Origin of the sequence: Streptomyces sp. NPDC058877 (assembly GCF_042742855.1) — a bacterium.
Classification (GTDB): domain Bacteria; phylum Actinomycetota; class Actinomycetes; order Streptomycetales; family Streptomycetaceae; genus Streptomyces.
In genome coordinates this window covers 16,969-27,655 of record NZ_JBHYMF010000093.1, presented here as the reverse complement: position 1 = coordinate 27,655, position 10,687 = coordinate 16,969, and the positions used below count along the sequence as shown (strand labels likewise).

Genomic DNA, 10,687 nt, shown 5'->3' with positions numbered 1-10,687 from the left:
ACCGCCGGTCGAGCCGGGCCGTGAGCGCGGCCAGGAATCGCGCGAAGTCAACCGCCGCGCCCGGGAGTTGTGCCACTGCCATCGCTGCCCGCCCCCCGGGGTCACGTCAGGGGGAGCAGCATGACGATGTCGTCCCGGTCGTCGCCGGGGGCGACCCGGATCGCGCGGGGGACGCGGCCGACCTCCGCGTAGCCGGCCTTGGCGTAGAAGCCGTCGAGGCCGGTGCCGCCGCGGCAGGACAGGCGGACCGCCTCGATCCCCTCGAAGCCCTCGGAGGTGCGGGCGGCGCGTTCGACCGCTGCCATCAGGTCGAGTCCGTACCCCCGCCCCTGGTGACGGGGGTGGACCATCACGGTGTAGAGCCACACCCAGTGCCGCATCAGCGGGTGGGCGTTGAAGGCGAAGAAGGCGGTGGCGGCGACTCCGCCCTCCTCGTCGCGGCCGACGAGCAGGCGCATCTCGCCCCCGACCATCGCCACGAGGTGCTTGAGCAGTGCGGGACGGATCTCGTCCGGGGTCACCGGAGGGACGAAGCCGACGGAGCCGCCCGCGTTGGAGACGTCGGCCCAGAGGGCGAGCACCTCGTCGCGCAGGGCCCGGTCAACCGCTGGATCCATCTCGAATGTAAGGGTCATGAAAGGACTCTACTTATTACATCGAAGGTGCTCAAGAGGGCCGGCTCGGGCGGGTTCCCCGCCCCGTGTTTCACTGGAGGGGCCCTCGTCCCGCAGGGAAACTTCGGGATCTTTCGGAACGGAAGACTGGACTGACATGCTCCGCTACACGCTGATGCGGCTCGGGATCTTCGCCGGGTGCTTCTTCGCCCTGTGGGGTCTCGTCTACGTCGGTGCGTTGCCGCGCGGTCTGGGCGATTCGAACCTGCTCTGGGTCCTCGTCCTCGCCATCGTCGTCTCCGCCCCGCTCAGCTTCGTCCTGCTGCGCAAGCAGCGCGACGCGATGAGCGTCGAGATCGTGGAGAAGGTCGACCGCGCCAAGGGGCGACTGGACGCGAACAGGTCCCAGGAGGACGCGCTGTAGTGCCGCGCCCTCCGCGGCGACGGGTCGCCGCGGAGGGGCGTCGAGGGGCGCGCGAGGCCGGATAAGGCCTGCGTAAGGTTCCTCACACCTCACACCCCGGGTAGAGCCTTCCAAGGCTCTGGCCTGGGGTGTTCTGCGTTTCGGAGGCGGAAAGGTCGCTGCTCACCTCAAAGCATGGCTTTGAGGTTCTCAAAGTTCAAGTGTTAACGTGATCGACGTGAAGACCACAGCGCGCCCCCGTCATGCCATGAGCACCCCGCTCGTGGCGCGCCTGTACGTCGACCTCCGCCTCCCCCGAACGCTTCGCCGCGCTCGTGCAGGGGGGACACCCGGTGTGTCCGCGGTCTGTTGCCGCGCGCTCTGACCCGGCATCATGCAGCGGCCCGCGCCCGAGCGCGTGCGTGCCGCACCCCGTCCCCGTATTCCCTGATACGCACCCGTGGAGTGTGCCCGTGTCCGCGTCCGCCACCGCGACCGAGAACGAGTCCAAGTCCCCGTCCCGGATACCCAAGGTCCCCTTCTGGGCCCAGATCATCGCCGGTCTGCTCCTCGGCGCCCTGCTCGGCTGGATCGCCCGCAGCCAGGACGTCGACTGGCTCAAGCAGACCCTCGGCCAGATCGGCGACATCTTCGTCCAGCTGCTCAAGCTGGCCGTCGCCCCGCTCGTCTTCTTCGCCATCCTCGTCTCGATCACCAACCTGCGGAAGGTGAACAACGCCGCCCGGCTCGCCACCCGCACCCTGCTCTGGTTCATGATCACCTCCCTGATCGCGGTCGGCATCGGCCTCGCGATCGGCCTGATCACCAACCCGGGCGCCGGAACCGGCCTCACCCCGCAGGACGGCAAGCTGCCCAAGCGCGAGGGCTCCTGGATCGACTTCCTCACCGGGATCGTCCCGACCGACGTCATCACGCCCTTCACCGAGCTGAACGTCCTCCAGATCGTCTTCATGGCCGCCGTCGCCGGTGTCGCCGCCCTCAAGCTCGGCGACCGGGCCAAGCCGATCCTCACCCTCTCCGAGTCGGTCCTGGAGCTCCTCCAGAAGGCCCTGTGGTGGGTCATCCGCCTCGCCCCGCTCGGCACCGTCGGCCTCATCGGCTTCGCCATCGCCGACTACGGCTGGGACCTCATCGGCAAGTACGCCACCTTCACCGCCGACGTCTACGTCGGCTGCGCCCTGGTCCTCTTCGGCGTCTACCCGCTGCTGCTCGCCACGGTCGCCAAGGTCAACCCGCTCCGGTTCTTCCAGGGCGCCTGGCCGGCCATCCAGCTGGCCTTCGTCTCCCGCTCCTCGGTCGGCACCATGCCGGTCACCCAGAAGGTCACCGAGCGCCTCGGCGTTCCGAAGGAGTACGCCTCCTTCGCCGTTCCGTTCGGCGCCACCACCAAGATGGACGGCTGCGCCGCGATCTACCCGGCGCTCGCCGCCATCTTCATCGCCCAGATCTTCGACGTGCAGCTCGGCATCGGCGACTACCTGCTGATCGCCTTCGTCTCGGTCATCGGCTCGGCGGCCACCGCCGGCCTCACCGGCGCCACGGTCATGCTCACCCTGACCCTCTCCACCCTGGGCCTCCCGCTGGAGGGCGTCGGTCTGCTCATGGCGATCGACCCGGTCCTGGACATGATGCGTACGGCCACCAACGTGGCGGGCCAGGCCCTGGTCCCGGTGGTCGTCTCCGCCCGGGAGAAGATCCTCGACCTCGCCGCGTACGAGAACGCCTCGTCGTCCCCGCTCGACGAGCTGGTCGACGAGGTCGGGACGGAGCGGGAGGCCGCGGTCACGGCCGCTGCCTGATCCACCGCCCGCCGCCCGCGTGCCCCGGACCACCCGGTCCGGGGCACGCGCGCGTCCGGGGGCGGGCACGGGGGCTTTGTAGGCTTGCGGCGGGAGTGCTCGGGGGACTTCCCGGGGCGATCCCCCGGGGCGCCCGGGCGGCGCGGCAGGCGGGAGGGGTGGCCGACGTGGGCGGGGCCAAGGGGCGGCGGCTGCCGCGGGCGGTGCGGGAGCGGCAGATGATGGACGCGGCCGTGCGGAGCTTCGCGCGGCACGGGTACCAGACGGCGTCGATGGACGAGATCGCCGAGCTGGCGGGGGTGTCGAAGCCGCTGGTCTACCTCTATCTGCACTCCAAGGAGGAGCTGTTCACCTCCGTCATCCGGCGGGAGGCGACGGCACTGCTCGATGCCGTGGCCGCCGGGGTGGAGGGGAGCGGTCCCCCGCCCGACGAGCGGCTCTGGGCCGGGCTGCTGGCGTTCTTCTCGTACGCCGCCGAGCACCCGGACGCCTGGGTGGTGTTGAGCCGGCAGGCCCGGACGCAGGGGGAGCCGTTCGCCGGAGAGGTGGCGCGGATGCGGGACGAGATCGTGGCCTTCGTGGCGGGGCTGATCGGAGAGGCCGCCCGGGAGGCGGAGGGGGGCGCGGTCGTCACCGGGCGGGACGTGGAGGCGCTCGCGCAGGCCCTGGTCGGATCGGCCGAGTCCTTGGCCAGCTGGGCCAACGAGACGCCCGGGGTGACGGCGAAGGAGGCGGCGGCGACCCTGATGAACTTCGCCTGGGGTGGGCTCGGGAACCTCATGAAAAGCGAGCGCTGGTCTCCCCGTTGAGCCTTACCGCACAGTAAGGTTACCGGCTAGTTAAGGCACCGTAGGGCTCAACGCACCGACGCACGACCTCAGTTCATCGCGAAGACCGAGGAGCCGCACGTGTCCGTCGTCACCGCCGCATCCGAGATCGAGCCGATCGAGCCGCAGAAAGTGCTGGTGGACGGGCAGGTCAGGGAGGTGTCCATGCCCCCGCTCGTGCCCCGGGTGGTCCGCGGTTCGCTCGCCGACCTGCCGTACGACAACGCCCGACAGGACCCCGAGGCCGTGCTCTTCTCCCGGAAGGGCCCCGACGGGGAGTGGCACGACGTCACCGCCGCCCGCTTCGCCGCCGAGGTGCACTCCGTCGCCAAGGGCCTCGTCGTCCACGGACTGCGGCCCGGCGACCGGCTCGCCCTGATGGCCCGCACCACCTACGAATGGACCCTGCTCGACTTCGCCGCCTGGGCCGCCGGACTCGTCACCGTCCCCGTCTATCCCACGTCCTCCGCCTTCCAGACCCGCTGGATCCTCCAGGACTCCGGTGCCGCGGCCTGCATCGTCGAGGACTCCCAACAGGCGCGGATCGTCTCGGCCGAACGGCGGCAACTGCCCGGGCTCGCCCACCTCTGGGTGATCGGTGCCGGCGCCGTCGACCAGCTCCGCCGGGCGGGCGCGCGGGTCGCCGACGAAGCGGTCACCGCCCGCCGGGGGCTGCTCACCCCGGAGACCCTCGCCACCCTCATCTACACCTCCGGCACCACCGGCCGCCCCAAGGGCTGCGCCCTCACCCACGCCAACTTCTTCGCCGAGGTCGACAACGCCGTCCGGCTCCTCCACCCCGTCTTCGTGTCGGAGAGCGAGGAGCCCGCCGCCACTCTCCTCTTCCTCCCGCTCTCCCACGTCTTCGGGCGGATGGTCGCCATCGGTTGCGTCCGTGCCCGGGTCCGGGTCGGACACGCCCCCTCGATCGAGGGCGACGAGCTCCTCGCGGACCTGGTGGGCTTCCGGCCCACCTTCCTCCTCGCCATCCCGTACGTCCTGGAGAAGGTCTTCAACACCGCCCGCGCCACCGCCGAACGCGGCGGCAAGGCCGCCGCCTTCGACCGGGCCGTACGGATCGCCCGCCGCTACGGGCAGGAGGACTCGCCCTCGCTCGCGCTGCGGACCGCGCGGGCGCTGTACGACCCGCTCGTCTACCGGCGCATCCGCAAGGCGCTCGGCGGTCGGATCGCCCATGTGATCTGCGGCGGATCCCCGCTCGGCGCCCCGCTCGCCGAGTTCTTCGCCGGCGCCGGCGTCGAGGTCTTCGAGGGGTACGGCCTGACCGAGACCACCGCCGCCTCGACGGTCACCCCGCCGCGCCGGCCGCGGACCGGCACCGTGGGGTGGCCGCTGCCGGGCACCGCCGTACGGATCGCCGACGACGGCGAGGTCTGGTTGAAGGGCGGTCACGTCTTCGCCGGCTACTGGGACGCCCAGCGTGGTGCGGCCCTGCCGTACACGGACGGCGGCTGGTTCCCCACCGGGGACCTGGGATCGCTCGACGCGGACGGCTATCTGCGCATCACCGGACGGAAGAAGGACATCCTCATCACCTCGGCGGGCAAGAACGTGGCCCCGGCCCCGCTGGAGGACTGGCTGCGCGCCCACCCGCTGGTCGCCCAGTGCATGGTGCTGGGGGAGGGCCGCCCGTACGTCACGGCCCTGGTCACCCTGGACCACGAGGGCGTGACGCACTGGCGGCGGATGCGGCACAAGGAGCACCTGGCGTTCTGGGAACTGGCCCGGGACGAAGAGTTGTTGGCCGTGCTCCAGCGGGGGGTCGACGATGCCAACCGACTGGTCTCGCGGGCCGAGTCGATCCGTGACTTCCGCGTCCTGACCGGCGAGTTCTCGGAGGCGTCCGGCCATCTGACGCCTTCGCTGAAGCTCAAGCGGCGGGCGGTCCTGCGGGACTTCGCCCGGGAGGTCGAGGAGATGTACGACACCGGGGACGCGTAGTCCTCAGGGCCAGAGGAGCTCGCGGATCCAGCCGTCCGCGGTGCGGCGGTAGCGGAGGCGGACGTGGCGGCGGCGGGCGTCGCCCTGGAAGAACTCGACCTCGGCCGGTTCCACGAGGTACAGGGTCCAACTGGGGGCCGGAGCGTCCGGTTCGGCCTCGGCCCGCCGCCAGGCCGCCGCACTCGCCTCCGCGAGGGTCCCGGTGGAGTCGAGGACCTCGCTCTGCCGTCCCACGAGCGCGGCGGCGAGGGCGCCGGTGGTGCGGGCGTGGAGGTCCTCGTGCGCCTCCTCGGGGGTGCCGGTGGTGACGTGGCCCCGGACCCGGACCTGGCGGCCCTGCACCGGCCAGTAGAAGCCGAGCGCGGCCTCCGGGCGGGCGGCGAGCTGGCGACCCTTGGTGCTGGTGGCGTGGGAGGCGAAGTGCCAGCCGCGCGCGTCGGCGTCGTGCAGCATCACGGTGCGGACGTCGGGCCTGCCGTCCTCGTCCGCGGTGGCCAGGGAGAGGGTGTGCGGTTCGCTCTGGCCGGCCGCGACCGCCGCGGTGAACCAGGTGTGGAAGAGGGAGAGCGGCTCGGGCGGGGCGGTGGCCGGGTCGAAGTCGGGCAGGTCGGTGTCCCAGACCCGGAGGGAGTGCAGGGCGCGGTGGAAGTCGTTCATGCGCCCACGGTAGGGCGCGGGTCGGCGCCGGCGCCGGTCGGCGCCTCGTGGTCGCCGATCGGCACCGCGTGCGCCGCCGCCTGGATGTCGTTGCGGATCTTCTTCGCGATGAGGCCCTTCCAGGGGGTCTTCGGCAGCATCCGCACCATGAACATGCGCAGGGCGATCTTCCACGTGGTGTCGAGGGTCATTTCCTTGACGAAGTCCTCCGCCATCCGCTGGTTCTGCTCCACTCCGGGCCGCAGGCGCTGCTCGTAGCGGGCGAAGGCCGTGGCGTGGTCGTCGCGGTGCCGGGCCAGCTCGCCGGCCAGGACGTACGCGCCGATGAGGGCGAGGCCGGTGCCCTGCCCGGAGGCGGGGGAGGTGCAGTGGGCGGCGTCGCCGAGGAGGACGACCCGGCCCTTCGACCAGCGGTCCATCTCGACGAGGGAGATCGAGTCGAAGAAGAAGTCGGCGGCGTCGGCCGCGTGCCCGAGGAGCCGGGGGACCTCCCAGCCGTCGCCCGCGAAGGCGTCGGCGAGCAGGCGCTTCTGGGCGGCGGAGTCGCGGTGGTCGTGGGGGAGTTCCTCGGGGGAGGAGAAGACGAGGAGGTTCTTGGCTTCGGTTTCGCCGGCCGAGCTGTAGACGCAGACCAGTTTCCCGGGGAGCGCGTGGTAGGTCTCCCAGCGGTCCAGTCCCAGGTGGTTGGGGGCGGTGAAGAGGGAGACGTACGCGCCGAGGTGGCGGGTGAAGCGCTCCTCGGGGCCGAAGACGAGCCGTCGGGTGGTCGAGTGGAGCCCGTCGGCGCCGACGACCAGGTCGAAGCGGCGGACGGTGCCGGACGCGAAGGTGACGGTGATGCCGTCGGAGTCCTCCGCGAGGGCGGCGATCGAGTCGCCGAAGAGGTACTCGACGTCCTCACGGGTCCGCTCGTGCAGGATGCGGGCGAGTTCGCCGCGCATGATCTCGTCGTCGCCCTCGACGCGTCCGCCGAAGATCTCGGCGGGCAGTTCGCCGATGGTGCGGCCGGCGTCGTCGACGTACGAGCCCCCGCGCATGTCGGTGGAGCGGGCGCGGACCTCGTCGAGGACGCCCATCCGTCGGCAGACCTCGATCGCGGTGCCCCGGAGGTCCACCTTGTATCCGCCGGTGCGCAGCTCGGGGGCGCGTTCGACGACGGTGGGGACGAAGCCGTAGCGGTGCAGCCAGAGGGCGAGGGCGGGGCCGGCGATCGAGGCGCCGGAGATCAGGACGGTCGGGCCGGGCTTCGGCTCGCTGTTCACGGCGGGACTCCTCGTGGGGTGTCTGCGGGGCGGTGTGCTGCCCGCGGACATGACTATACGAGCGTCATATACGTTTGTCTATGACGCTCGTATGGATCTGTTGCGGGGTCAGGAGCGCCCCAACACCACCGTCCCCGAGGAGCAGAACCAGCCCCCCGTCCCCGAGGCCACCGCCACCTCCGGCAGCGAGCCGTCCGGGCGTCGCACCTGGAGCCCCGGGGCCTCGCCGCGCAACTGTCGGACCGCCTCCACCAGCAGGAACAGCCCCCGCATCCCCGGGTGGCAGGCCGAGAGGCCGCCGCCGTCCGTGTTCACCGGCAGTCGGTCCTCCTCCATGAAGGCGCCGCCCTCCCCCTTCGCGCAGAAGCCCAGGTCCTCCAGGGTCACCAGGGTCATGTAGGTGAAGGCGTCGTAGACCTCGGCGAAGTCGACGTCGGCGGGGCGGACGCCCGCCCGCTCGAAGGCCAGTCGACCGCTGACGGCCGCCGGGGAGACCGTGAAGTCCTCCCACTCGGACATCGTGGCGTGCGAGGCGTGTTCGCCCGTGCCGAGCACCCAGACCGGGGCCGTGCGGCAGTCCTGGACGTACTCCTCGGCCACCAGCAGCACCGCGCAGCCGCCGTCGCTGCGGATGCAGCAGTGCAGGGTGGTGAACGGGTCCGCGATCATCGGCCCGCCCAGCACGTCGTCGACGGTGATCGGCTTGCGGAACATCGCCTCCGGGTTCAGCGCCGCGTTCGCCCGCGCCCGGACGGCCACCGTGGCGAGCTGCTCCGGGGTCGTGCCGTACTCGTGCATGTGGCGCCGGGCCGCCATCGCGTACTTGGCGATCAGGGTGTGCCCGTACGGGACCTCGAACTGGAGGGGGCCGCGCGCACCGAAGGAGAGGTTCCCGGTGCGCCGCCGGGCCCGGACGTCGGCGCGTGCGGTGGAGCCGTACACCAGCAGCACCGCGTTGGCGTGCCCGGCGGCGATCGCGTCGGCCGCGTGTGCGGCCATGACCTCCCAGGTGGCGCCGCCGACCGAGGTCGAGTCCATCCAGCGGGGGCGCAGGCCGAGGTATTCGGCGACCTCGACCGGGGCGAGCACGCCGAGACCGGCGGAGGCCAGCCCGTCGACGAGCGAGCGGTCGAGGCCGCTGTCCGCGAGGGCCCGCCGGGCGGCCTGGGCGTGCAGGGCGTAGGGGGTGGCGCCGTCGACCCGGCCGCAGTCGGAGAGCGAGACGCCGGCGACGGCGACGCGGCGGGAGCTGCGCATGGTGATGGACATGAATCTGACGGTACATCAGATTCATGGAATCAGGGACGCCTCCTCTCTGGGCAACCCGCCTCACTCGGACCTAGCATGACGGACCGTCAGATGTGGAGGGAGTTCCATGGACGCCGCCGAAAGCGCTGCGCTCACCCGAGGGGGGCAGGGTGCGCTCGCCGCCCCGCTCACCGAGGAACAACAGGAGATCCGCCGCACCCTGCGGGACCTGCTCGCCGAGCGGGCCGGGCCGCACGAGAACCGTGCGGCCACCGCCACCCCCGAGGGGTACGACCCCGCACTCTGGGCCCACCTGTCCGGCACCCTCGGCCTCGCCGGCCTCGCCCTCCCCGAGGAGCACGGCGGCGTCGGCTGCGGCCCCGCCGAACTCGCCCTCGCCTGCGAGGAGATCGGCCGCGCCCTCGCGCCCTCCCCGCTCCTCGGCACCACCGTCCTCACCGCCCCCCTGCTCACCGCCCTCGGCACCCCCGCCCAGCGCGCCGAACTCCTCCCGCGCATCTCCGACGGCGGCCTCACCTGCGCCCTGGCCGTCCCCGGCGGCTCCCTCGCCCACGCCCTCGGGCTCACCGGCGACAACGCCGCGGGGGAGTGGTCGGGCGGCGGCCGGGCCGGGGGCGTCCAGGCCGCGCGCACGGTCGACGGCGGCTGGCGGCTCTACGGCGAGGCCGCCCAGGTCATCGACGGACACAGCGCCGGACTGCTCCTCGTCGCCGCCCACGCGGGCGGCTTCGCCCGTAGCCGCACCCTCCTCTTCCTCGTCCGGGCCGGTGCGGACGGGGGGCCGCCGGGGCTGCTGCGGACCCGGCGGGCCACCCTCGACCTCACCCGCACCCAGGCCACCGTCCAGTTCCGGGACACCGCCGCCGAGCTCCTCGGCGAAGAGCCCGCCGACGTCCTCGGCGCGCTCGCCGCCACCGGCCGGACCGCCGCCGTGATGCTGGCCGCCGAGGCCGTCGGCGCCGCCGGCGCCGCCCTCGACCGCACGGTCGCCCACGTCGGCTCGCGCGAACAGTTCGGTCGCCCCGTCGGCTCCTTCCAGGCCGTCAAGCACCGCCTCGCCGACCTCTACGTCCAGGTCGAGGCGGCCCGCTCGCTGCTGTACTGCGCGGCCCGCGAACCCGGCCCCGGCCCGGACGGCGGACCGCTCGCGCTCGCCCACGCCCTGGAGGCCCTGCGCGCCACCGCCGGAGAATCCATCCAGCTGCACGGCGGCATCGGCTTCACCTGGGAGCACGAGGCGCACCTGGCCTTCAAGCGGGCCGCCTCCGACGAGCTGCTCTTCGGGCCCGTCCGGCGACTGCGCGCCCGGGCGGCGGAACGGACCGGGCTCTTCGGAGAGGTGGTGGCGTAGGTGCCCGTGGGACGCAGACTCGTACAGCGGATCTCCTCGACCCGGACCTTCGCCAGGATCGCCCCGCACGTCGTTCCTGCGATGGATCGCGCCGTGCATCGGCTGACCGGGGGAAAAGTGCTGCTCAGCGCACGGATGCTGCCCGGAGTCGTCCTCACCGTCCGCGGCGCCAGGAGCGGCCTGCCCCGGACGACCCCCCTGGCCTGCATGCCGGAGGGGGAGGGGCGCTGGCTCCTCGTCGGATCCAACTTCGGACGCCCCGGCCACCCGGCCTGGACGGCGAACCTGCTCGCCCATCCGGACGCCGAGGTCAACTGGCGGGGCGAGGACCTGCCCGTTCGGGCGGAACTGCTCACGGGGGAGGCGCGGGCGGCGGCCTGGCGGGCGGCGCTGGAGTTCTGGCCGCCGTACGCCACGTACCAGGAGCGGATCGAGCGTGAGATCCGGCTCTTCCGGCTCACCCGGCGGTAGGGGTCGGCGCCGGACACGACGACGCCGACGGCGGTTCCGTGGGGCGGGCCG

Annotated in this window: 10 protein-coding genes; 6 read left to right on the top strand and 4 right to left on the bottom strand. The window is 72.5% G+C overall.

The genetic code is table 11. The features are described from left to right. Window positions 1-101: 101 nt before the first annotated feature. Window positions 102-635, bottom strand: a complete 534-nt coding sequence (locus ACFW2Y_RS21605; protein WP_384881518.1) for a GNAT family N-acetyltransferase — start codon at window positions 633-635, stop codon at window positions 102-104. Window positions 636-771: 136 nt separating this feature from the next. Here ACFW2Y_RS21605 and ACFW2Y_RS21600 point away from each other — a divergent pair, with 136 nt between their 5' ends. From ACFW2Y_RS21600 to ACFW2Y_RS21585, 4 genes are all read left to right on the top strand, one after another. Beyond that, on the top strand, window positions 772-1,038 hold the full coding sequence (locus ACFW2Y_RS21600; RefSeq protein WP_384881515.1) for a DUF4229 domain-containing protein: 267 nt from the start codon (window positions 772-774) through the stop codon (window positions 1,036-1,038). A gap of 452 nt (window positions 1,039-1,490) precedes the next feature. Then, complete coding sequence (locus tag ACFW2Y_RS21595; RefSeq protein WP_384881512.1) at window positions 1,491-2,837, top strand: dicarboxylate/amino acid:cation symporter; 1,347 nt, start codon at window positions 1,491-1,493, stop codon at window positions 2,835-2,837. A 167-nt stretch (window positions 2,838-3,004) separates the two neighbouring features. Continuing rightward, window positions 3,005-3,646 carry a TetR/AcrR family transcriptional regulator gene (locus tag ACFW2Y_RS21590; protein ID WP_384881527.1) on the top strand — a complete coding sequence of 214 codons (642 nt, stop codon included), beginning with the start codon at window positions 3,005-3,007 and terminating at the stop codon, window positions 3,644-3,646. A 183-nt stretch (window positions 3,647-3,829) separates the two neighbouring features. After that, window positions 3,830-5,626 carry an AMP-dependent synthetase/ligase gene (locus ACFW2Y_RS21585; protein WP_384881524.1) on the top strand — a complete coding sequence of 599 codons (1,797 nt, stop codon included), beginning with the start codon at window positions 3,830-3,832 and terminating at the stop codon, window positions 5,624-5,626. Window positions 5,627-5,629: 3 nt separating this feature from the next. Here the strand turns inward: ACFW2Y_RS21585 and ACFW2Y_RS21580 are convergent, their stop codons facing one another. The 3 genes from ACFW2Y_RS21580 to ACFW2Y_RS21570 all read right to left on the bottom strand — a co-directional run bounded on the left by ACFW2Y_RS21580 (window position 5,630) and on the right by ACFW2Y_RS21570 (window position 8,814). Further along, window positions 5,630-6,283, bottom strand: coding sequence for a pyridoxal 5'-phosphate synthase (locus tag ACFW2Y_RS21580; protein ID WP_384881510.1), 654 nt, complete (start codon window positions 6,281-6,283; stop codon window positions 5,630-5,632). Then, complete coding sequence (locus ACFW2Y_RS21575; RefSeq protein ID WP_384881507.1) at window positions 6,280-7,545, bottom strand: FAD-dependent monooxygenase; 1,266 nt, start codon at window positions 7,543-7,545, stop codon at window positions 6,280-6,282. The genes ACFW2Y_RS21580 and ACFW2Y_RS21575 overlap by 4 nt, the downstream gene beginning before the upstream one ends. A gap of 108 nt (window positions 7,546-7,653) precedes the next feature. After that, window positions 7,654-8,814, bottom strand: coding sequence for an acetyl-CoA acetyltransferase (locus ACFW2Y_RS21570; RefSeq protein WP_384881504.1), 1,161 nt, complete (start codon window positions 8,812-8,814; stop codon window positions 7,654-7,656). 106 nt (window positions 8,815-8,920) lie between these two features. Between ACFW2Y_RS21570 and ACFW2Y_RS21565 the strand changes: the two genes are divergently transcribed. Then, a complete protein-coding gene (locus ACFW2Y_RS21565; RefSeq protein WP_384881501.1) occupies window positions 8,921-10,165 on the top strand; it encodes an acyl-CoA dehydrogenase family protein in 1,245 nt (414 codons plus the stop codon). Next, window positions 10,166-10,636, top strand: coding sequence for a nitroreductase family deazaflavin-dependent oxidoreductase (locus ACFW2Y_RS21560; RefSeq protein WP_384881498.1), 471 nt, complete (start codon window positions 10,166-10,168; stop codon window positions 10,634-10,636). Window positions 10,637-10,687: the final 51 nt, after the last annotated feature.